Consider the following 22,839-nt stretch of genomic DNA (forward strand, 5'->3'; position numbering starts at 1 on the left):
GGTGAAATCGGCGGCCTGTCTGGCGTCCGCGGCAAACCGCGACAGGTTGTCCAGGCGAGGCGGAATAGTTTGACAGCCTCCTGTCGTACTGGCAGGATGTTGTCATAATCGCACGGGACAGAGGAGGAGCCATGAACGCCACCGACGGCCGCCACAGCAAGCCCGTCCATCTCGCCGTCTACGACACCCTCGCCGACTGGGAGACCGGCCACGCCACCGCCCAGCTCGCCCGCGCCGGCCACGAGATCCGCACCGTCGGCCCGTCCACCACCCCGGTCAGGAGCGTCGGCGGACTGCGCGTCCAGCCCGACCTGGCCCTGGACGACGTACGGCCCGAGGACAGCGCGCTGCTGATCCTGCCGGGCGCCGACCTCTGGGACACCGGCGAGGCTCTGGCCCCCTTCGCCCGCAAGGCCCGGGCCTTCCTCGACGCGGGCGTCCCGGTCGCCGCGATCTGCGGCGCCACCGCGGGACTCGCCCGGGAGGGCCTGCTCGACGACCGCGACCACACCAGCGCGGTCTCCTTCTACCTGGCCGCGACCGGCTACGCGGGCGCCGGACGCTACATCGAGACGGACGCGGTCACCGACGGCACGCTGATCACGGCCGGCCCCACCGAGCCCGTCGCCTTCGCCCGCGAGATCCTCCGGCTGCTCGGGGTCTACGAGGGCGAGGTGCTGGACGCCTGGTACCGGCTGTTCCACGACTCCGACGCGCAGGCGTACGGGGTGCTGGAGAAGGCCGGCGCGCTGTGAGCCGCGAGCCTCAAAACCTCCTCAGCCGCAGTGCCCTCGGGGTGTTCAAGCTCAACGGCCAGTTCCTCGCGGTGGCGGAGGAACTGGCCCGGCCCGCCGGGCTCACCGCCGCCTGGTGGCAGGTGCTCGGCGCGGTCCTCGGGGAGCCGCTGCCCGTCTCCGGCATCGCCCGCGCCATGGGCATCACACGGCAGAGCGTGCAGCGCATCGCCGACCTGCTGGTGGAGCGGGGGCTCGCGGAGTACCGGCCGAACCCGGCGCACCGCCGCGCCAAGCTCCTCGCGCCGACCGGACAGGGGCGTGCGGCGATCGCCCGGATCGACCCCGGCCACGCGGCGTTCGCCGACCGACTGGCCGAGGCGTTCGGGGAGGCGGAGCTGGCGGAGGCGGTGCGGACGCTGGAGCGGCTGTCGAAGGTGCTCGACCGGACGGGGCCGCCCGGCACACGGCCGCCTGTTACGGAACCGTAGGGATCGCCCGGGCCGCCCCGCCCCGGCCCCCCACTATTCTCGATCTGTTGCTCGCGTGTGGGGGGAAGGCGGCTGAGCGATGGAGAAGCTGGGGCCCGGGGATCCGCAACGAATTGGTGCGTATCGGCTGCTGGCGCGGCTCGGTGCGGGGGGCATGGGGCAGGTGTATCTGGCCCGCTCGGAGCGGGGCCGTACCGTCGCCGTGAAACTCGTGCGCGAGGAACTGGCCGCGCAGGAGGAGTTCCGGGAGCGGTTCCGGCAGGAGGTGCGGGCCGCGCGGCGGGTCGGCGGCTACTGGACCGCGCCGGTGCTGGACGCGGACACCGAGGCCGCGGTGCCATGGGTCGCCACGGGCTATGTCGCCGGGCCGAGCCTCCAGCAGGTCGTCGGGCACGACCACGGTGCCCTGCCCGAGCGGACGGTCCGCATCCTCGCGGCCGGGCTCGCGCACGCGCTCAAGGACATCCACGCCGCCGGCATCGTCCACCGCGACCTGAAGCCGTCCAACGTGCTGGTCACCATCGACGGCCCGCGCGTCATCGACTTCGGTATCGCACGCGCCCTGGAGACCGTGACGGACGGCGGGCTCACGCGCACCGGCGCGCTCGTCGGATCGCCCGGCTTCATGGCGCCCGAGCAGGTGCGGGGCGACCGCATCACCCCCGCGTGCGACGTCTTCTGCCTCGGCTCGGTCCTCGCCTACGCCGCGACCGGCGCCCTGCCCTTCGGCACCGCCAACAGCGGCGTGCACGCCCTGATGTTCCGCATCGCCCAGGAGGAACCGGACCTGGAGGGCGTCCCCGAGGGCATCGCCGACCTCGTCCGGGACTGCCTGCGCAAGGACCCCGCCGCCCGGCCCTCCCTCGACCGCGTCCTGGAACGCACGGGCGCGGACGACACCGTCTCCGACGGCCGCGCCCTCGACCCTTGGCTGCCGAGCTCGCTGGTGGCCCAACTGGGGCGGCACGCGGTGCGGTTGCTGGACGCGGAGGATCCGCAGGGGGAGGGCGGCGGGTCCCCCGCGGGACAGCAGGCGGGTGCCGCCGGGCTTGCGGGGGGTGGTGTCGCGGGGCAGTCGGCCGGTGCCGCCGCCGAGCGCCCCACGACCGAGCCCGCCGACCAGCCGGGCTCCGCCCCGGCCGACCGGCCCACCCCCGGCGCCTTCACGCCGCCGGCTCCTGCCGGGGCTCCCGGTCCGGGTGCCTTCACGCCGCCGGTCCCTGCCGGGGCCTCCGGTCCCGGCACCGCCGCTCCGTCCGCCCCCTCCGGCAGCCCCGGCCCCACCCCCGAGCACGGCCCCACCGCCGACGAGTCGTCGCCCCGCCCCGCGCTGCCCCCGGCCACCGCGACGGCGCCCGCCGCGACCCCCGGGCCGCCCCCGCCGGGACTGCCGGGCGAGGGGCCGCCGGTGAACCATCTGCCCACCATGGTCGCGGGACAGAGCACGCCCCAGGCGCCCCCGCAACTCCCCGGCCCCGGTGCCCCGCCCCACCCGCAGATGCGGACACCCCAGCCCCCGTACCCGGCGTACGGCTACCCCCAGCAGCACCCTCAGCACGGAGCCCCGGGCGTCGCACCGCCCCACCCCGCCTACGGCGGCCTCGGTTCCACCCCGCCCTACGGCCCGCCGCCCTACGGCACGACCCCGCCGTACGGCCCCCCGCAGCCGCCGTCGCGCGGAGGCGGCCGTTCCACCGCGCTGCTGGTCGTGATCGCCCTGGTCGTCGCGCTCGCCGCGGGCGGGTCGGTGTACGCGCTGATGCAGGGCGGCGCCGACGACCGGACCGACGGCGGCCCCGGCCCCACGCAGAGCGCGGGCTCGACCACCCCGGGTCCGTCCGCGACGGCCTCGCAGCCGGACACCTCCCCCTCCCCGGCGGACGGCACGATCCCGACCGGGTACCTCGGCACCTGGACCACGACCATCGACAACGCCGACGGCGAGCACAGCCGTTCGCTCACCATCCAGCAGGGTGAACCGGGGGACACGGTCCTGTCCCTCGTGGCCGACGGCCCGACCAAGGGCGGCGGCACCTACCACTGCGTGTTCGAAGGGCGGTTGACCGCGGAGCCCGGCACCGACGGCGCGCTGAAGATCGGCCCGACCACCGTGAAGGTCGGACAGCCCCGCACCGCCTGCACTCCGGGCGCGGCCACCGAGGTCACCCTCCTCCCGGACGACACGCTCCAGCGCGTGAACAGCAGCAGCGGGGAGCGGCTGACGTACACGAGGCAGTGACCGACTCGCGTCGACCGGGAGGCCGTTGAAGGTCGGGCGAATTCCGGCCGACGAAAGCCGGACAGGCGCTCGTGCGGCCGTACGGTGACCGGATGTACCTGACTCGCGGCAACGGCCAGGACGTCATCCGCACCCACGGCAACGTGCCGTGCCGGACCCCGGAGGGCCTGACGCTGTGCGCGTCCTGGCCGCGGGCCTCTGATCGCGCCGAGCCGCCGACCGGCTCACCGCGGCTCCGGCGGCCGCTGCCGGGGCATGTTCGGCCGCGCGCCCCCCGCCGGAGGCACAGCGAACCGCCCGTTCACCCCCACCTCCGCCCCGCGCCCCGGCCCCGGGAACACCACCGCCTGCAACCCCGCCGGCGCGGCACACCCCGACCGGAATTCCCCCATCCAGTCCGCCGTCTCCACCCGGACCAGCTCCGTCACGTCCTCGGAGAACCTCCGCAGCACCCCGAGGCACCGCTCGGCGGCCTCGCCGGCCGTGCCCTCCGCCGGCCCCAGCACCTCCCGCACGCTCTCCGCCGCCCAGTCGAACTGCAATGCCTGCAGCCGCCGCTGCACGGCCTGCGCGGTGGCCACGTCCCGCATCCACCCGGACGTCACCCCGAAGTACCGGTCGACGGCCACACACGCCGCCCCCAGCAGCAGCGCGAGACACCCCCAGGGCGCGACCCCGCCCGCGACCCCGGTCAGATCCAGCAGGGGCAGCGTGACCCCGGTGACCGCCCCGGCCGCGGTCCCGCAGCGCAGCACCCGCGCGCACCGCCGCTTCCACACCCGGTCCACGAGATACCAGGCCGCCGTCCGCAGCGCCCCGCGCTCCACCCACCGGTACAGCTCGTCCAGCCGGACCGCCGGCTCGCCCCAGTCCCCGAGCGGAAAGACCCGCCCGGTCAGATCGCCCGGCCGCAGCCCGGCCGCCGCCTGCTCGCCCCGCCCGTCCTGAGGCGGCCCCTCGGGCTGCATCTCCGGCTGACCCACCCGGCACTCCTCACTGACCACGAATGACCACGTACGGTTCACTCACCGATCACGCTGCGCGATGGACGAAAGCCAGCATCCTGCCCTGAACGCGCCGGACCCTTCCTACCTCCCAATGGGTGGCGAAGACGTAGCTTTCGCCTCTTTTCCGCCCGGAAGTATTCCTTGATCGGGTATAGGGCGCGAGGGGGACTCACTCGAAAGAGTGCTGGGGCGACGGCAGCCCCGACCACGTAGGCTCGTGCCGAACGGGAAAACCCGTACCGAGCAAGGAGCTGATCGTGATCCCCGGTGGTGGCCAGCCCAATATGCAGCAGCTGCTCCAGCAGGCCCAGAAGATGCAACAGGACCTGGCACAGGCGCAGGAGGAACTGGCGCAGACGGAGGTCGACGGGCAGGCGGGCGGCGGTCTGGTGACGGCCACCGTCACCGGCGCCGGTGAGCTGCGCGCCCTGAAGATCGACCCGAAGGCGGTGGATCCGGACGACACCGAGACCCTCGCCGACCTGGTCGTGGCGGCGGTCCAGGCGGCCAACGAGAACGCGCAGGCGCTCCAGCAGCAGAAGCTGGGCCCGCTCGCGCAGGGTCTGGGCGGCGGCGGCATCCCCGGCCTGCCGTTCTGATCCGGCGCACCGCCTTCCTCGCAGAGGCGGCAGACAACTACGGTACGTACGGGACGGTGCGTACCGACCCCGAAGACCCAGGAAGGGCAGTCCGTTGTACGAAGGCGTGGTCCAGGACCTGATCGACGAGCTGGGACGGCTGCCCGGCGTCGGTCCGAAGGGCGCCCAGCGGATCGCCTTCCACATCCTGCAGGCCGAGCCGACGGACGTACGGCGCCTCGCGCACGCTCTGATGGAGGTCAAGGCGAAGGTCCGCTTCTGCGCGACCTGCGGCAACATCGCGCAGGAGGAGCTGTGCAACATCTGCCGCGACACCCGCCGCGACCCGGCCGTCATCTGCGTGGTCGAGGAGCCGAAGGACGTCGTGGCGATCGAGCGCACGCGTGAGTTCCGGGGCCGCTACCACGTCCTGGGCGGCGCGATCAGCCCGATCGACGGCGTCGGCCCGGACGACCTGCGCATCAGAGAGCTCCTGGCCCGCCTGGCGGACGGGACGGTCACCGAGCTGATCCTGGCCACGGACCCGAATCTCGAAGGCGAGGCGACAGCGACGTACCTCGCCCGCATGATCAAGCCCATGGGCCTGAAGGTCACCCGCCTGGCCAGCGGCCTCCCGGTGGGTGGGGACCTGGAATACGCGGACGAGGTCACCCTCGGACGCGCCTTCGAGGGGAGACGACTCCTAGATGTCTGACGCCACGCTGCACGCGACCGACCACAACCCGGACGATTTCGCGGTCCAGATCGCGGACCAGATCGAGAGCTTCCTGGTCGCCGTCACGGAGGTCGCGAAGGGCGACGAGCCGGAATCGGCCGTGCCCTTCCTCCTCCTGGAGGTCTCCCAACTCCTCCTGGCGGGCGGCCGGCTCGGCGCGCACGAGGACATCGTGCCCGACGAGCGCTACGAGCCCGACCCGGGCCCCGAGCCGGACGTCGACGAGCTCCGCGAGAACCTGGCCCGCCTGCTGGACCCGATCGACGTCTACTCCGAGGTCTTCGACCCCTACGAGCCCCGCAAGGCCCCGGTTCCGGCCCGCATCTCCGACGACCTCACGGACGTCATCACGGACCTGCGTCACGGCATGGCCCACTACCGGGCGGGCCGCACCTCGGAAGCCCTGTGGTGGTGGCAGTTCTCCTACTTCTCCAACTGGGGCTCCACCGCCTCGGCGAGCCTGCGGGCCCTCCAGTCGGTCCTCGCCCACGTCCGTCTCAACCAGCCCCTCGCCGAACTCGACGGCCTGGACACGGACCAGGGCATGGGCGACGACACGCTGGAGATCGAGGCGGGCCGGGTCATGGTGGAGGAGATCGCGGAGCCACTGGGGCTGCGCCCGGCGAAATAGGCGGTCAGATCGGAACGGCCGTACCGGTGACGCCGATTCCGGTGCCGGCGCCCTCCGGCACGGACACCGTGATCACGCTCGGCCGTCCCATGTCGACGCCCTGGTGGATGGTCAGCGTCGCCGGTGGCCTGACGAGGCCGAGTTCCCTCAGATAGCCGCCGAACGCCGCCGCCGCCGCTCCCGTCGCCGGGTCCTCGGTCACGCCGCCGGGCGGGAACGGGTTGCGGGCGTGGAAGACGGTGGGTGACTCCCGCCGGACCAGGTCGATCGTGGTCCACTCCCTGCGGGCCATGAGGGCGGTGAGCCCGGCCATGTCGTAGTCCAGGTCCGCCAGCCGCTCCCGGCTCGCGGCGGCGATGACCGGGTGCCAGGCCCCGGCGAAGGCCACCCGGGGCGGCAGCTCCGGGTCCAGGTCCTCGGCGGGCCAGCCCAGGATCGCCAGCAGTTCGGCGAGATCCGCCTCCTCGATCGGTGCCGTACGCGGTGGGACGCTCACCAGGGTCGCCACGACCGTGCCGTCCGCCGCCCGGCCCGTGGTGACGGTGACCAGGCCCGCCGCGGTGCGCAGCAGCAGCCGCCCGGTGCCGTGCCGCTCCGCGTGGGCGACGGCCGTGGCGATCGTCGCGTGGCCGCAGAACGGCACCTCCGCCAGCGGGCTGAAGTACCGGACGTTCAGGGAGCCGTCGCAGGCCTCCACCACGAACGCCGTCTCCGAATAGCCGACTTCGGCCGCCGTCGCCAGCATCGCCGCGTCGTCGGCCCCGCTCGCGTCGAGCACCACCCCCGCGGGGTTGCCGCCCTCCGGATCCGTGCTGAACGCCACGTAGCGCAGTATCTCCATGCCCCGACGGTAGCGCCCGGCCCCCGGTCACGCCGCGTGAATTGGGGGCACCTTGTACGTCCCCTGGACGCGGGCTGCACGGCCCCTAACCGGCGAACGGCGAGGCTGGAGTCACTTCCACCGCATCGAACGCGGAGGCAAGCAACTCCCCTCGATCTCACTGGAGATGCCATGAACCGTCGCCCCGCCCGCCGGCGCACAGCCGTCGCCACCGCCACCGCGGTCCTGGCCGCCGGCACCTTCGCCCTCGGTGCCGGGGTCGCCGGAGCCGACTCCGAGAGCAAGGGCGAGAAGCGCGCCAAGCAGGGGACCAAGACGCAGGTGCTCGGACTGTTCGACCACTGGAACGCCGCGCTGCGCACCGGTGACCCCAAGAAGGTCGCCGACCTGTACGCGAAGGACGCGGTCCTGCTGCCGACCGTCTCCAACCAGGTCCGCACGGACAGAGCCGGGATCCTCGACTACTTCGAGCACTTCCTGCGCAACAAGCCGGTCGGGACGAAGATCGAGTCGGTCGTCAACGTCCTCGACCGCGACACCGTCATCGACACCGGCGTCTACGAGTTCACGCTCACCGACCACGACACGGGTGAGAAGAGCACCGTCAAGGCCCGCTACACCTACGCCTACGAGAAGCAGCCCGACGGCACGTGGCTGATCGTGAACCACCACTCCTCGAAGATGCCGCAGGGCTGAGCCGGGTCAGCCGCCGCCCCGGTGGGCCGCCCGTAGCGTGATCGTCACGCACAGGCCACTGTTCGGCGCGTCCGTCAGCGCCACGGTCCCGCCGTCGTCCGTAGCCAGCTGTCTGACGACGGCGAGACCGAGGCCGGAGCCGGACTTCCCGGTCAGGCCCTGGCCGCGCCAGAAGCGGTCGAAGGCGCGGGACTTCTCGGCGTCCGACATGCCGGGTCCCTCGTCCAGGACCGACACCCCCACCACATCGCCCCCGGCCTCCACCCGCACGGTGATCGCCCCGCCGTCGGGCGAGACCTCCAGGGCGTTGGAGAGCACGTTGTCCAGCATCTGGTCCAGATGACCGGGGCTGGACAGCACAGACGGCCGGCCGTCGATACTCCCCCTGAGCGCGATGGTGACTCCGCGCTCGTCGGCGGCCGGCCTCCACACGGCGAGCCGCTCCCGCACGATGTCCATCAGCGGGAGCGGCTCGGCCGCCGTCACCTTGGCCTCGGCCCGGGCCAGCACCAGCAGCCCGCTGACCAGCCGGCTCATCCGGACGACCTCCGCCGTCGCCTGTTCCACGTCCTCCCGTACGAACTCGTCGTCCACCCCGTCCGCGATGTTGTCCAGGGACAGCCGCAACGCCGTGAGCGGGGTGCGCAGTTGGTGGGAGGCGTCCGCGACGAAGATGCGCTGGGCCGCGATCAGGGTGTCCAGGCGTTCGGCGCCCTGGTTGAGGGTGCGCGCCAGGGTCTGGGTCTCGGGCGGGCCCGTCACGGGGGAGCGGGCGGTCAGATCACCGTCGCTGAACTTGCTGGCCATGTCGTTGAGCTGGCGCAGCGGCCGGGTGAGGCGCCGGGCCACCGCGACGCCGAGCAGCGCGGCCACCCCGAGGACGAGCACGGCGAGGATCGCCCGGAAGCCCCAGATCTGCCACAGGCGGCCGGTCATCTCGTCGGTCGAGTACACGACGCGCACGGCACCGACGACCCGGTCGGTGCCGGCCGCGCGGGCGGGCACCGTGATCTCCAGTTCGGGGCCCCAGATGAAGGAGGAGCCCCAGTCGGTCGTGGGCGTGCCCTCCTTCAGGGCCCGGGTCAGTGCCGCGTCCGCCGCCGGCCGTGGCAGATCCGCCGCGCAGCTCGCGGTGCGGGTCACCTGGATCTCGTCGTCGTAGGCCTTGGCCATCTCCTCCAGCGCCTGGCAGGAGGCGGGCCGGCCGTCGCCCAGCAGCAGGGCCATGGCGTCGGCCTCGCGCAGGACGGCCGACCTGGTGTCGCCCCGCAGCTGGTCCGTGAGCGTGAACGCCACCGGCACGGTGAACAGCGCGATGGCGACCGCCACGAGCAGGACGTAGCTGCGGACGAGCTGGCGGATCATGAGGCGGCGCCGCTCCCGCCCGTGCCGGGCTCCTTGGTGATCTCCAGGCGGAAGCCGACCCCGCGCACCGCCTCGATGGTGATCGCCCCCGCGAGCTTGCGCCGCAGCGCCGCCACGTGCACGTCCAGTGTCTTCGTCGGCCCGAACCAGTTCGCGTCCCAGACCGCTTCCATGATCTGCTCGCGCGACATCAGCGCCCCGGGCTCCTCGGTGAGGAAGGCCAGCAGGTCGTACTCCTTGGGCGCGAGGGCGACCTCCTCGCCGTCCAGGCGCACCCGGGCCGCCTTGCGGTCGATGGTCAGGCGGGTGCCGTAGCGGTCGGGGCCGGCGTCGGGCGTCTGCGCGGGATTGCGGGGCTGCGTGCGGCGCATGACCGCCCTGATCCGCGCGATGACCTCCCGGACGCCGAACGGCTTGGAGACGTAGTCGTCCGCGCCGAGCTCCAGGCCGACCACCCGGTCCGTCTCGTCGCTGCGGGCGCTGATCACGATGATCGGGACGTCGCCGCGCTCGCGCAGCGCCTTGCAGACGTCCAGGCCGTCGGTGTCGGGCAGGCCGAGATCCAGTAGGACGACGTCGTAGGGACCCTCGTGCCTCAGGGCCGCCTCGCCCGTGGTGACCCACTCGACCTCGAAGCCGTAGCGCCTGAGGCCACGGCGCAGGGACTCGGCGATCGGTTCATCGTCTTCCACCAGGAGTACGTGCACAGCCGAACCCTAGTTCTTGAAAGTTGGCTGACCGGGACCGCACCGGGTGCGATTGTGACGCCGGGCACTTTCTCGAGTGGCCTGTGCCCAGATGGGCATGAGCGACTCTGGACGGGCGGGCCGAGATCTCACCATGCGATATCGCGGAGGGGTTTTTCGGGCGCTCGTTAGACTGAGCCGACCGCGGTACGAATGCGTATGAGCGGATAGAGACGGATTGAGCGAGGAGCGCACGTGGGCCTTGTCGTGCAGAAGTACGGAGGCTCCTCCGTAGCCGATGCCGAGGGCATCAAGCGCGTCGCCAAGCGGATCGTGGAAGCGAAGCAGAACGGCAACCAGGTGGTTGCCGTGGTTTCCGCGATGGGCGACACGACGGACGAGCTGATCGATCTCGCCGAGCAGGTTTCCCCGATGCCTGCCGGGCGCGAGCTCGACATGCTGCTGACCGCCGGAGAGCGGATCTCCATGGCCCTGCTGGCCATGGCGATCAAAAAGCTGGGCCACGAGGCCCAGTCGTTCACCGGCAGCCAGGCGGGTGTCATCACCGACTCGGTCCACAACAAGGCCCGGATCATCGACGTCACGCCGGGCCGGATCAAGACTTCGGTGGACGAGGGCAACATCGCGATCGTCGCCGGTTTCCAGGGCGTCAGCCAGGACACCAAGGACATCACCACCCTCGGCCGCGGCGGCTCCGACACCACCGCGGTGGCCCTTGCCGCCGCCCTCGACGCCGACGTCTGCGAGATCTACACCGACGTCGACGGCGTGTTCACCGCCGACCCGCGGGTGGTGAAGAAGGCCCGGAAGATCGACTGGATCTCCTTCGAGGACATGCTCGAACTGGCGGCGTCCGGGTCGAAGGTGCTGCTCCACCGCTGTGTGGAGTACGCCCGCCGGTACAACATCCCGATCCACGTCCGGTCCAGCTTCAGCGGACTTCAGGGCACATGGGTCAGCAGCGAGCCGAAGCAAGGAGCAAAGCAGGTGGAGCAGGCTCTCATCTCCGGTGTCGCGCACGACACCTCCGAGGCCAAGGTCACGGTCGTCGGCGTGCCGGACAAGCCGGGCGAGGCGGCCTCGATCTTCCGCACGATCGCCGACGCCGAGATCAACATCGACATGGTCGTGCAGAACGTGTCCGCCGCCTCCACGGGCCTGACGGACATCTCCTTCACGCTGCCGAAGACCGAGGGCCGCAAGGCCATCGACGCGCTGGAGAAGAACAAGGCCGGCATCGGCTTCGACTCCCTGCGCTACGACGACCAGATCGGCAAGATCTCCCTCGTCGGCGCCGGCATGAAGACCAACCCGGGTGTCACGGCCGACTTCTTCACGGCCCTGTCCGACGCGGGCGTGAACATCGAGCTGATCTCGACCTCCGAGATCCGCATCTCGGTCGTCACCCGCGCCGACGACGTGCCCGAGGCCGTGCGAGCCGTGCACTCCGCGTTCGGGCTCGACTCCGACAGCGACGAAGCCGTCGTCTACGGAGGCACCGGCCGCTGATGGCCGACCTCCGACAGGACGCCCGGACCGGACGGTCCGGGCGTCCGACGCTTGCCGTGGTGGGTGCGACCGGAGCCGTCGGCACGGTCATGCTCCGGATCCTGTCCCAGCGGGCGGACATCTGGGGCGAGATCCGGCTGATCGCCTCCCCGCGCTCGGCCGGCCGCAAGCTGACCGTGCGCGGCGAGGAGACCGAGGTCGTGGCCCTCACCGAGGAGGTCTTCGACGGGGTCGACGTCGCCATGTTCGACGTCCCCGACGAGGTCGCCGAGCGGTGGGCGCCCGTCGCCGCCGCCAAGGGCGCGGTGGTGGTCGACAACTCCGGCGTGTTCCGGATGGACCCGGACGTGCCGCTCGTCGTGCCCGAGGTCAACCCGCACGCCGTGCGGATGCGCCCGCGCGGGATCATCGCCAACCCCAGCTGCACGACGCTCTCCATGATCGTGGCCCTGGGCGCGCTGCACGCCGAGTTCGGGCTGCGCGAGCTGGTCGCCTCCTCGTACCAGGCCGTCAGCGGCGCCGGACGCGCCGGTATCGCGACGCTGCGCCAGCAGCTCTCCCTGGTCGCCGGCACGGAGCTGGGGACCAACCCCGGCGACGTACGCCGGGCCGTGGGGGACCACACCGGGCCGTTCCCGGAGCCGGTCGCGCTGAACGTCGTGCCGTGGGCCGGTACGGCGCGCGAGGACGGCTGGTCGTCGGAGGAGCTGAAGGTGCGGGACGAGTCCCGCAAGATCCTCGGCCTGCCGGGCCTTCCCGTGGCCGTCACCTGTGTCCGGGTGCCGGTGATCACCACGCACTCCCTGACCGTGCACGCCCGCTTCGAGGGCGAGGTCACCGTCGACAAGGCCCGCGAGATCCTCGCCACAGCGCCCGGGGTCGTGCTGTTCGACAACCCGGCCGCGGGGGAGTTCCCGACCCCCGCCGACGTGGTCGGCACCGACCCGACCTGGGTCGGGCGGGTCCGGCGGGCGCTGGACGACCCCACGGCGCTCGAACTGTTCGTGTGCGGGGACAATCTGCGCAAGGGGTCCGCGCTCAACACCGCTCAGATCGCCGAGCTGGTCGCGGCCGAGCTGTCCTGACAGGGCGGCCGCCCGGGTTTCGTGAAGTTTCGCGGCGCGAAAACCCCCGGCCGATGTCAGAGGCGGTTTGTAGGATCTGCGTACGACATGTGAGCCGGACGATGGTCCGGACCACTTGTCCATGGCGCTTCGGCATCAGAGGATTTACCTCCCCGCTCTCCGCAACCGCGCGGAGGGCGGGGAGCGTCTTTGCGGTCGCCCTTCGGCCGTGGGAGCGCTTCATCAGGCGTGGGGACGCCTGGAACCGGGCGTGGGGACGTCCGTTCACATCTGGACATAGGGGAAGAGCGGGACGCATGAGGGCATTTGATGCACCATCGGTTGTGCTGCCTGACGCGGGTAGACCGCCGACGGCGACGGTCGGCGTGAAAGTGATGCCCGGCACGTACAACCCTCACGGGGGTCAGCGTGTCCAACAGGCGTGGCAGAGGTACTCGACTTCAGCGCGGCACGCGGCACGGTCCTTCGACCGCCCCGTCCGGCGGCTCTACGACCCCGCATGGCCGGTACGCCCGGTGGCATGCCGGTGATCGCGCCCGTGCCCGCAGCGCGGCCGGCCCGCATACCCAACCAGCGTGACGGCGCGGAGGACGGCGTAGCGGCCGGAACCTCCGTCGACCACCTCACCGAGACCTACCGCGCGCACTACCGCTCGCTGCTGGGTCTCGCCGCCCTCCTCCTCGACGACACCGCCTCCTGCGAGGACGTCGTCCAGGAGGCGTTCATCCGGGTCCACTCCGCCCGCAAGCGGGTCCGCGACCCCGAGAAGACCCTGGCGTACCTGCGCCAGACCGTCGTCAACCTCTCGCGCTCCGCGCTGCGCCGCCGCATACTCGGCCTGAAGCTGCTGTCGAAGCCCATGCCCGACATGGCCAGCGCCGAGGAAGGCGCCTACGACCAGCTGGAGCGCGACTCCCTCATCAAGGCGATGAAGAACCTGCAGCGCCGCCAGCGCGAGGTGCTGGTGCTGCGCTACTTCGCGGACATGACCGAGGCGCAGGTCGCCGAGACCCTCGGCGTATCGCTGGGCTCGGTCAAGGCCTACGGCTCGCGCGGTATCGCGGCGCTCCGGGTGGCCATGGAGGCGTCGGCATGAGTGACGGCAACGGCGCGGGCGGCAAGGGGCGCGACCGCCCCGAGCCCCTGGAGCGCCTCGAAGAGTGGCAGACGCCGACAAGGCCGCACGGGCAAGAACCGAAGCAATCGCACGCTGGGAACGGAACTGTGAACCACGGCCCCGACGACCAGAGCCCCGACGGGCTCGACTCGGACGAGCTGGACCTGCGCACGATGCTGCACCAGGTGGTGCAGGAGGTGGAGCCGCGCGACGGCACCCTGGAGTACCTGCGGAAGGCGGTGCCCCAGCGGCGGACCCGCAAGCGGCAGGCCGTCGTCGGCATGGCCGCCGCCGCGCTCTTCATCGGCACCGCCATCCCCGCCCTGGTGCACGTCTCCAACGCCACCGGTTCCGACGCCAATCCCTCCGCCATCGGCCACGCCTCCGAGACCCAGGGCGGCTCGGGCGAGGGCAAGGGCCCGGACGGCGGCGAGAGCACCGCGGGCGGCTCCTCCGGCAAGACCGAGGCCAAGGAGAAGGACGAAAAGAAGGAGAAGGACAAGGGCAAGGGATCCGGCGCCTCCACCGGCGCGTCCCAGGGCGGCACCGACCCCTCCTCCACCACCGCCGCCGGCATCCCGGCGTGTACCCCGGCCCAGCTCGGCCCCGCCTCCGGAAGCAGCAACGCTCCCGACTCCACGGGCGCGGTCTCCGGCTCCTTCCGCGTCACCAACGTCTCCGGCGCGGCCTGTACGGTCACCGGCCCCGGCTCGGTGAGCGCACTTCCGCAGGGCGCGGCCGACATCAGCAAGGTCGGTGCGCTCCGGCACACCGCCGGGGACGCGGCGGCCGGGCTCCTGCCCGACCCGTCCCTGGAGGCGGCCCAGCTGGTGCTCCAGCCGGGCATCGGCTACGACGTGAAGTTCGCCTGGGTTCCCTCCGAGACCTGCCCCACCCCCGGTGGCAGCGTCGGCGGCCCCGACCCCAGCCCGGAACCGACCCCGTCACAGGACCCGGCGACCACGGCCGGCACCTCCACCGGCGGCGACACGGGCACGGCCCCGCAGCTGGCCACGGAGGACGGCACGGTCGACGGCAGCGTGGCAGTGACGTACACCCCGGCCACGGGCTCGGGCGCGAGCTCGGTGACGGTGCCCAACGCGTGCGCGGGGACGGTGTACTGGACGGGCGTGCTGGCGGGGGCGTAGCCACGCGGTTGCGGGCTGCCGGCCCGCCCGGCTGCTGACGCCGCCCCGCTCAGCTGCGGGCAATCGTGCCGCTCAGGGCGGCACGGGTGGGCGCGGCGGCACCCCGCTACGCGCGGGCTGCGATCCCGGCCCGGGCGAAGATGCCCCTCACTTCACGACGGCATCCACAGCGACAGGCTCCTCACCCGTCACCAGCCCCAGCTCCGCATCGCGCGCGGACTCCACCTCACGCCGCACCAGCCGGAACCACATGAAGATCACGAACCCCACGAAGGCGAACCACTCGGCGGTGTAGCCCAGGTTCTGGAACGCCTTCAGGTCCAGCCCCGAATCCGGCGGCGCGGCGGCCGGCACCGCCTTCATTCCCGAGTCACCCGTCGACAGCGTGACCCACGCGTCGTACACGTCGTACGGCACCAGGTTCACCAGTGACGCCGCACTGATCGCCGAGGTCTGCCCGGCCGGCAGCCCGCCCTGCGCACTGACCCCGTTGTCCCCCGGCGTCTCCGACGCCTGCAGCGCCCCGGTGACGGTGACCTCACCGGCCGGCGGGGCGGGAACCTTCGCCGCGCCGGCGTCCCCGGGCAGCCACCCCCGCACCACCGGCAGCGCCTCACCCGAGCCGGTCCGCAGCAGCGTCAGCACGTAGAAGCCCCGCTTGCCGTCGAGCTCCCGCCCGGGCACCAGCAGCTGCTTGCCGTACCGCCCGCCGACGGTGACCAGCTTCCCGGACGTGGCCTTGGTCACCGGCAGCATGTCCTTGAGGGGCCGGGGCGCCTCGTGCCGCGCCTCGGAGACCTGCTCGGTCGCGGTGCGATGGTCCTGCACACGGTCCTCGAACCGGCCCAGCTGCCAGGACCCCATGAAGATGCAGAAGGGGATGGACAACAGCACGAAGACGTTGATCCCCCACCATCGGGGCGTCAGCAGAAACCGGTACACACCCCCACGGTACGGGGCTGCCGGGCAGGCCCGGCCCGCGGGGGTCGGCAACGGGCGGGACCCGTCGGCGGGTTCCGGCCGGTGAGGTCGCCCCGTACGGTCAGGCCTTGCGGGCCCGGACCGAGTACATCAGCGGAATCCGCGGCCGGCCCGCCGGAAAGCGGAAGTAGCCGTCCCGCTGCTCGAAGCTCCCGAACCGCCGGAACACCGACACGTCGTGCTCGTGCAGGAACTCGATCCGCAACCCGGCCGCAGCGATCGCCGAGACGACCTCGCCGACCGGATGCTGCCACTCGACCCGTCGGCTGTGCGTGAAGTCGGCACCCTCGGCCGCGTACGACCCCGGGCTCTCCTCGACCCAGGCGTCACGGGCGAAGTAGTCGTGCGTGATCCGCGAGCCGGTCTCGTCGTCGAGGACGTCGGTGAGCGGGTGGAACTCGGAGAGGTAGAGGAACCCGCCGGGCGCTATCAGCGACGCGACGGTCTCGGCCCAGCGCCCGATGTCGGGCAGCCAGCACAGCGCGCCGACGCCGGTGTACACGATGTCGTACGACGGGTCCGCGACCGCGGCCGCCGCGTCGTACACGTCCGCCGCGACGAACGCCGCCCGCTCCGGGCCGAGACCGAGGTCCCGCGCGAGCCCGCGGGCCGTGTCGATCGCGGGTTCGGAGAAGTCGAGCCCGACGACCCGGGCCGCGCCGTGCCGTGCCCAGGACAGGGTGTCGAGGCCGATGTGGCACTGGAGGTGCAGCAGAGAGCGGTCGCCGACCTCCCCGACCTCGGCGAGCTCGAAGTCGCGCAAGGGGTCCTGACCGGCCCGGAAGGCGTCGAGATCGTAGTAGTCACCGGCGACGTGCAGGGGGACCCGCTCGTCCCAGTGGGTGCGGTTGGCCTCGTTCCAGTCGGCCGGGGTGGGGGAGTACAAGGGTGCGACTCCTGACCTGCTCGGAGGGGGACCGGTGGAGGTTATCCACAGGCTGGGGACCTCGCCGGCGAATTGTCGGCCGGGGCGGGCAGTATGGGGCCATGACTGAGAGCAACGGGTCCGACGCACGCGATCAGCGGGACCAGCACGAGCAGGCGGTACAGGCGGGACAGCAGGAGCGGATGCCGGAGTGGGAGAAGCGCTTTCGGGCGCCCCGGGTCTCCCTGCCCGACTGGGCGGAGGACGCGCCGGACCGCTCCCTGTTCGTCTCGAACGCGACCGGGACGTACGAGCTGTACGCCTGGGACCGGTCGACAGGCGAGCAGCGCCAGGTGACGGACCGGCCGAACGGCACGACGGACGGCGTGCTGTCCCCGGACGGCGCGTGGATCTGGTGGTTCGACGACAAGGACGGCGACGAGTTCGGCGTGTGGCGCCGCCAGCCCTTCGCGGGCGGCGCGGACGAACCGGCCGCCGAGGACCTGGACGCCTCCTACCCGGCGGGCCTCGCCCTCGGCCGTGACGGGCGTACGGCGGTCGTGGGCCGCTCCACGGACGAGGACGGCACCACCATTCACCTCGTCCGCACCGGCGAGGAACCGGTGGAGATCTACCGCCACCGCGAGTCGGCCGGCGTCGGCGACCTCTCCCGCGACGGCTCGCTCATCGCCATCGAGCACACCGAGCACGGCGACGCGATGCACTCCGCGCTGCGCGTCCTGCGTCCCGACGGCACGGCGGTCGCCGACCTCGACGACACCGAGGGCGGCACCCGCGAGCTGGGCCTGGAGGTCCTCGGCTTCGCCCCCGTCGACGGCGACACGCGCCTGCTCATCGGCCACCAGCGCCGCGGCCGCTGGGAGCCCCTGGTGTGGGACGTGGCCACCGGCGAGGAGACGGACCTGGCGCTGGAGCTGCCGGGCGACGTCAGCGCCGAGTGGTACCCGGACGGCAGCGGCCTGCTCATCGCGCACGGCTTCGAGGCCCGCAGCGAACTGTTCCGCTACGACCTGGCGAGCCGCGCCCTGGCGGAGATCCCGACCCCGCCCGGCACGGTGTCCGGTGCGACGGCCCGGCCCGACGGCAGCGTGGAGTACCTGTGGTCCTCGGCGGCCGAGCCGTCGGCGGTCCGCTCCACGACGGGCGGTGTCGTGCTCGACCCGCCCGGCATGAAGTCGCCCGGCTCGGTGCCGGTGGAGGACGTGTGGGTGGACGGGCCGGGAGGCCGCATCCACGCCCTCGTCCAGAAGCCGCAGGGCACCACCGGGCCGCTTCCCACGGTCTTCGACATCCACGGCGGCCCCACCTGGCACGACAGCGACTCCTTCGCGGCCGGCCCGGCGGCCTGGGTCGACCACGGATACGCGGTGATCCGTGTCAACTACCGCGGCTCCACGGGCTACGGCCGTGCCTGGACGGACGCCCTGAAGCACCGCGTCGGCCTCATCGAGCTCGAGGACATCGCCGCGGTCCGCGCATGGGCCGTCGACTCCGGCCTCGCCGACCCCGACCGCCTCGTCCTCACCGGCGGCTCCTGGGGCGGCTACCTCACCCTCCTCGGCCTCGGCGTCCAGCCCGACGCGTGGACCCTCGGCATCGCGGCGGTCCCCGTCGCCGACTACGTCACGGCGTACCACGACGAGATGGAAGCGCTGAAGGCGATGGACCGCACGCTCCTGGGCGGCACCCCCGAGGAGGTCCCCGACCGCTTCGAGGCCTCGTCCCCCCTCACCTACGTCGACCAGGTCAAGGCCCCGGTCTACATCTCGGCCGGCGTCAACGACCCGCGCTGCCCGATCCGCCAGATCGAGAACTACGTCAAGCGCCTGGAGGCGCGAGGCGCGGTCCACGAGGTCTACCGCTACGACGCCGGTCACGGCTCCCTGGTGGTGGACGAGCGGATCAAGCAGGTGCGGCTGGAACTGGAGTTCGCGGAGCGGCACTTGAGGGGGGTGTCGGGCGCCCAGTAGTTCGGGGGGTGGGGGGTGGTTCGGCGGCTGCGGGTGCGTCGTGGCTGATCGCGCGGTTCCCCGCGCCCCGTGGGGCGTTGATCCGCGGGCAGTCGTGCCGCTGGTCGGCACCCCGTGGCGCCGGGTTGCGCGAACGCCCCGGGCCCGGCACCAACGCCGGGCACCTTGTGACGCCGAGCCGTGAACACCGCTCGGCGTCACGCCCCGGCCCGCTCCCGCCGCCTGCGCCCCAGCAGCTCCGCAAGCCCCCGCCGAGTCGCCGCCAGCACGACCCGGTCCCCGGCCCCCAGCACATACGTAGGAGGCAGATCCCACACCAGCCCCGACGCCGCCGCGCCGTCCTCCTCCGCGCCCTCCCCGTCACCCCGCCGCACCCCGGAGGGTGCCGTATTGAGCGCCAGCACGCGCCAGGCCCCTGCCCGGAACGCCTCCCCGACCGTCCGCCCCTCCAGCTGCGGATGCCCGGCCACCTCCACCTCCGCGAACAGCAGCACCCGCCGCTCCACCGGAATCGCCCCCAGGATCTGCCGCCCCATCATCGCCCCGGCGAACGCGGGCGCGGCCAGATGCGACACACTCCGGCTCCGCGTGAGGGCGAACGGATGCGCGGCCCGCAGCGTGCGGTACACGGCCGTCGCGAAGTCGTCGTCGTACAGCCGCAGCACGACCCGCAGATCGGGCCGTACGGACCGCGCGTACAGCGAGGCCTCCAGGTTCGTGGTGTCCGCGCTGGTCAGCGCCAGGAGCGCATGCGCACGGTGGATCTTCGCGGCCTCCAGCACCCCCTCCTGCGTGACGTCCCCGAGCACCACCGGCACCCGCAGCCGCCGCGCCGTGGCCATCCCCCGCGCGTCCGGATCGGACTCCACGCACACCACGGGAATGTGCATCTCCCGCAGCCGCGTCAGCACCCGCGTCCCGATCTTGCCGAGCCCGAGCAGCACCACATGCCCGCCGAGCCCCCGTGGCGGCTTGCGCAGCGCGGACGCGCTGCGGAACGTGCCGAGCGCTTCCAGTACCGCCGCCAGCAGCACCGGCAGCAGCAGCAACCCGACCAGCCCGGACAGCAGTTGCAGCACCTGTTCGCCGGTCGACTCGTGGAACGCGGGATCGTTGATGCCGAAGAGATCGAGCAGCGTGACGTACGTCGCGTACAGCGGATGTTCCCCGGTCACGATCATCAACGCGACGGCGAGGGCCAGCACACACCCCACCAGCCCGGCCAGCGACCACCGCAGCCGCCGCGAGAACAGTGAGGCGAGCGGCGGCACACCACCCCGCCCGGCGGCCAGGGCCGGCCCGGAGTACGACACCTGCTCCAGGACCACGGTGCCGCGCCCGGTCGCCGACGCCACCGCCGCCTCGTCCGGCAGCAGCTGCGGCCCGTGCTCCCCGCTGCCCTCGGAACCATCGGCCCCGGCCGGGTCGTTGCTCGTCGCGGACAGCAGCGCCAGCGTGCACAGCCCCGGGTCGGCCACTTCGCCCGGCCGCGGCGGCTGCCGTTCCACCGCACGCAGCACGATTCCTTCCGCCTGGACGATCTTGCTGGTGCCGACGAGGGCGGTGGCGGCCAGCGCGGGCGCGGCCGTGTCGGCGTCGGACAGGACCGTCGTCGACGTGTCGAGACCCGCTGCCTGCCCGTCCCCCGAGGCGACGGCAGCGGTCTGGTCCAGCAGTTCCTCGATGTGCTGCCCCAGCCGCCGGTTGTAGAGCCGGAGTACGAGGCGCAGGCGGGGGTTGAGCCGGCGGGCGGTGAGCGCGGCACGGATGTTGGTCTCGTCGTCGTCGTAGACGAGCGCCAGCGCCGCCGCACGGTCGGCGCCGGCCTCGGTGAGCACCGCCTCGGTGACCTCGGCGGCCTCGACGACCTGTTCGTTCGTGGCCGGTTCACCGCCGGCGCCGGTCCGGTTGACGGCCGCGTTCACGACCCGGTCGAGCAGCGCCGCCGAGGCGGCCCGGGCCCGCCCGACCACGGGCTGACGCACCCGTCTGCCCGAGGGCGGTACGACGAGCGTGACCTGCTCGGCGTAGACACCGCGGAGTTCGGCGGCCAGCCGGTGCGCGAGCCCGTCGTCACCGCACACGATCATGTGCGTGGCCGGATCACTCGGATGACCTTGGTTCGGAACGCTCCCCACGAGGAGAAGACTGCCTCACCGGGTCGACCGGTTCCAGAAGGGGACGGTGTGGTGTGAACGCCCGGCCGTCGCCGTCCGTACGCAAGGGGAGGGAATGGGGAATGCCCTCGCGCACCACCGGAGGTACCGGGCCCGTGGCCATCACGAAGACCGCCCCGCAGGACGACGCCGAGCACGGGGACACCGAGGCGGACGGCGGTGCGGAAGAGAGCCGTGTGGAACAGGGCGGCAGGGAAGAGGGCGGCGCGGAAGAGGGCCGGCATCTCAACTCCCCCCTCCTCCTCACCCTTCTGCTGCTCACGGCGGTGATGTTCCAGGACCCGATCCGCGGGGCCCTGGCCGCACCGGTGATGCAGAGCTGGATGACGGTGTTCGTCGCGGTCATGGTCCAGGCGCTGCCGTTCCTGGTGCTCGGTGTGCTGCTGTCGGCGGCGATCGCGGTGTTCGTGCCGCCGTCGTTCTTCGCCCGGGCCCTGCCCAAGCGCCCGGCCCTGGCGGTCCCGGTCGCGGGCGCGGCCGGCGCGGTACTGCCGGGCTGCGAGTGCGCGTCCGTGCCGGTCGCCGGAGCCCTGGTCCGCCGAGGGGTCACACCGGCGGCGGCCCTGGCCTTCCTCCTCTCGGCACCCGCCATCAACCCGATCGTGCTGACGGCGACGGCCGTGGCGTTCCCCGGCAACCCCGAAATGGTGCCGGCCCGCTTCGTCGCGAGTCTGCTGGTGGCCTGCTCGATGGGCTGGCTCTGGCACCGCCTCGGCCGCACGGACTGGCTCCGCCTGCCGGCCCGCGCGTCGTACGAGGGTCAGCGCAAGGGGCCGGCCTTCTGGGGCTCGGTCCGCCACGACGTGACGCACGCCGGCGGTTTCCTGGTGATCGGCGCGATGGCCGCGGCGACCCTGAAGGCCGTGGTCCCGGCGCAATGGCTGAGCCTCGCGGCCGGCCACCCCGTGCTGTCGGTCCTGGTCCTCGCGGTCCTGGCCGTCCTGCTCTCCATCTGCTCGGAGGCGGACGCGTTCGTGGCGGCGTCCCTGACCCAGTTCTCCCTGACGGCCCGTCTGACCTTCCTGGTCGTCGGCCCCATGATCGACCTGAAGCTCTTCGCGATGCAGGCGGGCACCTTCGGCCGTGCCTTCGCGCTGCGCTTCGCCCCCGCGACCTTCGCCCTGGCCGTCGTCGTATCGGCCCTGACCGGAACGGTCCTGCTGTGAACCGCCTGGCCCAGACGGCCCTCCTCTTCCTGCTCGGCGCGACCCTCCTGCACGCCGGCGCGACCGACCTCTACCTGCGCTACGTCAAGGAGGGCCTGCGCCCCCTGGTCCTCCTGGCAGGCGCGGTCCTCATCACCACGGCGGCCGCGACCCTCTGGTACGACCGCCGCACCCCCGCCCACGACCACGACCATCAGCACCGCGAGCCCCGCGTCTCCTGGCTCCTCACGCTCCCGGTCCTCGCCCTGATCCTGGTCGCCCCGCCGGCCCTGGGCTCCTACAGCGCGGCGCACACCGGCACGGCCCTGACGAAACCCTTCGGCTTCCCGGCCCTCCCCACCGGCGGCGACGCACCGCTGCGCCTCGCCGTGGCCGACTACGCCGGCCGCGCGATCTACGACGACGGCCGCTCCCTCCACGACCGCGAGCTGAAGATCACCGGCTTCGTCACCCTGGACCGGAAGGGCACCCCCTACCTGGTCCGCATGGGCCTCAACTGCTGCGCGGCCGACGCCCAGCCGGTCAAGATCGCCCTGACGGGCGACATCCCCCCGGTTCTGCGACCGGACACCTGGCTGGAGATCACCGGCACCTACACCCCCCGCCGCACGAAGGACCCCGTCAACAACGGTCCGATCCCGTACCTGGAGGTGACGACGGCCAGACCGGTGCCCACCCCGCACGACCCGTACGACGAGACCTGGAACACCTGAACTGCGGTGTAGCACGGCCTTGTTGGGGTACCCGGGAGAAACCGCTGATCAGCGAGGGGTAG

The 22,839-nt window shown here is 72.6% G+C and carries 21 protein-coding genes; 14 read left to right on the forward strand and 7 right to left on the reverse strand.

Annotation, left to right across the window (positions count from 1 at the left end; genetic code table 11):
- Positions 1-131 precede the first annotated feature (131 nt).
- From CEB94_RS21800 to CEB94_RS21810, 3 genes are all read left to right on the forward strand, one after another.
- A complete protein-coding gene (locus tag CEB94_RS21800) occupies positions 132-755 on the forward strand; it encodes a type 1 glutamine amidotransferase family protein (protein ID WP_175433815.1) in 624 nt (207 codons plus the stop codon).
- A complete protein-coding gene (locus CEB94_RS21805) occupies positions 752-1,225 on the forward strand; it encodes a MarR family winged helix-turn-helix transcriptional regulator (RefSeq protein WP_175433816.1) in 474 nt (157 codons plus the stop codon). The genes CEB94_RS21800 and CEB94_RS21805 overlap by 4 nt, the downstream gene beginning before the upstream one ends.
- Positions 1,226-1,304: 79 nt before the next feature.
- Complete coding sequence (locus tag CEB94_RS21810) at positions 1,305-3,464, forward strand: serine/threonine-protein kinase (protein WP_175433817.1); 2,160 nt, start codon at positions 1,305-1,307, stop codon at positions 3,462-3,464.
- A gap of 224 nt (positions 3,465-3,688) precedes the next feature.
- Here CEB94_RS21810 and CEB94_RS21815 read toward each other — a convergent pair whose 3' ends face one another.
- Positions 3,689-4,447, reverse strand: coding sequence for an SLATT domain-containing protein (locus CEB94_RS21815; RefSeq protein ID WP_175433818.1), 759 nt, complete (start codon positions 4,445-4,447; stop codon positions 3,689-3,691).
- A gap of 281 nt (positions 4,448-4,728) precedes the next feature.
- Here CEB94_RS21815 and CEB94_RS21820 point away from each other — a divergent pair, with 281 nt between their 5' ends.
- From CEB94_RS21820 to CEB94_RS21830, 3 genes are all read left to right on the forward strand, one after another.
- Entirely contained in the window at positions 4,729-5,070 is a 342-nt protein-coding gene (locus CEB94_RS21820) for a YbaB/EbfC family nucleoid-associated protein (protein WP_078899404.1), read from the forward strand.
- Positions 5,071-5,164: 94 nt separating this feature from the next.
- Positions 5,165-5,764 (forward strand): recombination mediator RecR, encoded by a 600-nt coding sequence (gene recR, locus CEB94_RS21825; protein WP_175433819.1) that lies wholly within the window; start codon positions 5,165-5,167, stop codon positions 5,762-5,764.
- A complete protein-coding gene (locus CEB94_RS21830; RefSeq protein ID WP_175433820.1) occupies positions 5,757-6,416 on the forward strand; it encodes a DUF5063 domain-containing protein in 660 nt (219 codons plus the stop codon). Before recR ends, CEB94_RS21830 begins: the two co-directional genes overlap by 8 nt.
- 4 nt (positions 6,417-6,420) lie before the next feature.
- Here the strand turns inward: CEB94_RS21830 and CEB94_RS21835 are convergent, their stop codons facing one another.
- Positions 6,421-7,257, reverse strand: a complete 837-nt coding sequence (locus tag CEB94_RS21835) for a PhzF family phenazine biosynthesis protein (protein WP_175433821.1) — start codon at positions 7,255-7,257, stop codon at positions 6,421-6,423.
- Between the two features lie 171 nt (positions 7,258-7,428).
- On the opposite strand from CEB94_RS21835, the gene CEB94_RS21840 reads away from it, so the two are divergent.
- Positions 7,429-7,953, forward strand: coding sequence for an SgcJ/EcaC family oxidoreductase (locus CEB94_RS21840; RefSeq protein ID WP_175433822.1), 525 nt, complete (start codon positions 7,429-7,431; stop codon positions 7,951-7,953).
- 6 nt (positions 7,954-7,959) lie between these two features.
- Here the strand turns inward: CEB94_RS21840 and CEB94_RS21845 are convergent, their stop codons facing one another.
- Positions 7,960-9,318 carry a sensor histidine kinase gene (locus CEB94_RS21845; protein WP_175433823.1) on the reverse strand — a complete coding sequence of 453 codons (1,359 nt, stop codon included), beginning with the start codon at positions 9,316-9,318 and terminating at the stop codon, positions 7,960-7,962.
- On the reverse strand, positions 9,315-10,025 hold the full coding sequence (locus CEB94_RS21850) for a response regulator transcription factor (protein ID WP_175433824.1): 711 nt from the start codon (positions 10,023-10,025) through the stop codon (positions 9,315-9,317). The genes CEB94_RS21845 and CEB94_RS21850 overlap by 4 nt, the downstream gene beginning before the upstream one ends.
- A 234-nt stretch (positions 10,026-10,259) precedes the next feature.
- On the opposite strand from CEB94_RS21850, the gene CEB94_RS21855 reads away from it, so the two are divergent.
- The 4 genes from CEB94_RS21855 to CEB94_RS21870 all read left to right on the forward strand — a co-directional run bounded on the left by CEB94_RS21855 (position 10,260) and on the right by CEB94_RS21870 (position 14,884).
- Positions 10,260-11,534: an aspartate kinase gene (locus CEB94_RS21855; RefSeq protein ID WP_161369440.1), complete on the forward strand. Its 1,275-nt coding sequence runs from the start codon at positions 10,260-10,262 to the stop codon at positions 11,532-11,534.
- On the forward strand, positions 11,534-12,619 hold the full coding sequence (locus CEB94_RS21860; RefSeq protein WP_175433825.1) for an aspartate-semialdehyde dehydrogenase: 1,086 nt from the start codon (positions 11,534-11,536) through the stop codon (positions 12,617-12,619). Before CEB94_RS21855 ends, CEB94_RS21860 begins: the two co-directional genes overlap by 1 nt.
- A 520-nt stretch (positions 12,620-13,139) precedes the next feature.
- Positions 13,140-13,715, forward strand: coding sequence for a SigE family RNA polymerase sigma factor (locus CEB94_RS21865; RefSeq protein WP_175437106.1), 576 nt, complete (start codon positions 13,140-13,142; stop codon positions 13,713-13,715).
- 128 nt (positions 13,716-13,843) lie between these two features.
- On the forward strand, positions 13,844-14,884 hold the full coding sequence (locus CEB94_RS21870; RefSeq protein ID WP_175437107.1) for a hypothetical protein: 1,041 nt from the start codon (positions 13,844-13,846) through the stop codon (positions 14,882-14,884).
- Positions 14,885-15,031: 147 nt separating this feature from the next.
- On the opposite strand, the gene CEB94_RS21875 is transcribed toward CEB94_RS21870, so the two are convergent.
- Together CEB94_RS21875 and CEB94_RS21880 are read right to left on the reverse strand one after the other, a co-directional pair.
- Positions 15,032-15,826: an SURF1 family protein gene (locus CEB94_RS21875; protein WP_175433826.1), complete on the reverse strand. Its 795-nt coding sequence runs from the start codon at positions 15,824-15,826 to the stop codon at positions 15,032-15,034.
- A 100-nt stretch (positions 15,827-15,926) separates the two neighbouring features.
- Entirely contained in the window at positions 15,927-16,751 is an 825-nt protein-coding gene (locus tag CEB94_RS21880; protein ID WP_175433827.1) for a class I SAM-dependent methyltransferase, read from the reverse strand.
- A gap of 101 nt (positions 16,752-16,852) precedes the next feature.
- Between CEB94_RS21880 and CEB94_RS21885 the strand changes: the two genes are divergently transcribed.
- The gene (locus CEB94_RS21885; RefSeq protein WP_175433828.1) at positions 16,853-18,721 is read left to right on the forward strand and encodes a S9 family peptidase; all 1,869 of its coding nucleotides are present in this window, start codon (positions 16,853-16,855) and stop codon (positions 18,719-18,721) included.
- A 197-nt stretch (positions 18,722-18,918) separates the two neighbouring features.
- On the opposite strand, the gene CEB94_RS21890 is transcribed toward CEB94_RS21885, so the two are convergent.
- On the reverse strand, positions 18,919-20,811 hold the full coding sequence (locus tag CEB94_RS21890) for a potassium channel family protein (RefSeq protein ID WP_175437108.1): 1,893 nt from the start codon (positions 20,809-20,811) through the stop codon (positions 18,919-18,921).
- A 182-nt stretch (positions 20,812-20,993) separates the two neighbouring features.
- Between CEB94_RS21890 and CEB94_RS21895 the strand changes: the two genes are divergently transcribed.
- Both CEB94_RS21895 and CEB94_RS21900 read left to right on the forward strand, forming a co-directional pair.
- The gene (locus CEB94_RS21895) at positions 20,994-22,064 is read left to right on the forward strand and encodes a permease (protein WP_425472472.1); all 1,071 of its coding nucleotides are present in this window, start codon (positions 20,994-20,996) and stop codon (positions 22,062-22,064) included.
- The gene (locus tag CEB94_RS21900; RefSeq protein ID WP_175433829.1) at positions 22,061-22,777 is read left to right on the forward strand and encodes a TIGR03943 family putative permease subunit; all 717 of its coding nucleotides are present in this window, start codon (positions 22,061-22,063) and stop codon (positions 22,775-22,777) included. Before CEB94_RS21895 ends, CEB94_RS21900 begins: the two co-directional genes overlap by 4 nt.
- Positions 22,778-22,839: the final 62 nt, after the last annotated feature.

The organism is Streptomyces hawaiiensis (genome assembly GCF_004803895.1).
Taxonomy (GTDB): Bacteria; Actinomycetota; Actinomycetes; order Streptomycetales; family Streptomycetaceae; genus Streptomyces; species Streptomyces hawaiiensis.

Bases quoted from the DNA above. Each gene is read 5' to 3' on its own strand.
- CEB94_RS21810 (WP_175433817.1), top strand. From the start codon at position 1,305: ATGGAGAAGCTGGGGCCCGGGGATCCGCAACGAATTGGTGCGTATCGG.
- CEB94_RS21890 (WP_175437108.1), bottom strand. From the start codon at position 20,811: ATGATCGTGTGCGGTGACGACGGGCTCGCGCACCGGCTGGCCGCCGAA.
- CEB94_RS21800 (WP_175433815.1), top strand. From the start codon at position 132: ATGAACGCCACCGACGGCCGCCACAGCAAGCCCGTCCATCTCGCCGTC.
- CEB94_RS21865 (WP_175437106.1), top strand. From the start codon at position 13,140: ATGCCGGTGATCGCGCCCGTGCCCGCAGCGCGGCCGGCCCGCATACCC.
- CEB94_RS21830 (WP_175433820.1), top strand. From the start codon at position 5,757: ATGTCTGACGCCACGCTGCACGCGACCGACCACAACCCGGACGATTTC.
- CEB94_RS21845 (WP_175433823.1), bottom strand. From the start codon at position 9,318: ATGATCCGCCAGCTCGTCCGCAGCTACGTCCTGCTCGTGGCGGTCGCC.
- CEB94_RS21840 (WP_175433822.1), top strand. From the start codon at position 7,429: ATGAACCGTCGCCCCGCCCGCCGGCGCACAGCCGTCGCCACCGCCACC.
- CEB94_RS21860 (WP_175433825.1), top strand. From the start codon at position 11,534: ATGGCCGACCTCCGACAGGACGCCCGGACCGGACGGTCCGGGCGTCCG.
- CEB94_RS21885 (WP_175433828.1), top strand. From the start codon at position 16,853: ATGACTGAGAGCAACGGGTCCGACGCACGCGATCAGCGGGACCAGCAC.
- CEB94_RS21835 (WP_175433821.1), bottom strand. From the start codon at position 7,257: ATGGAGATACTGCGCTACGTGGCGTTCAGCACGGATCCGGAGGGCGGC.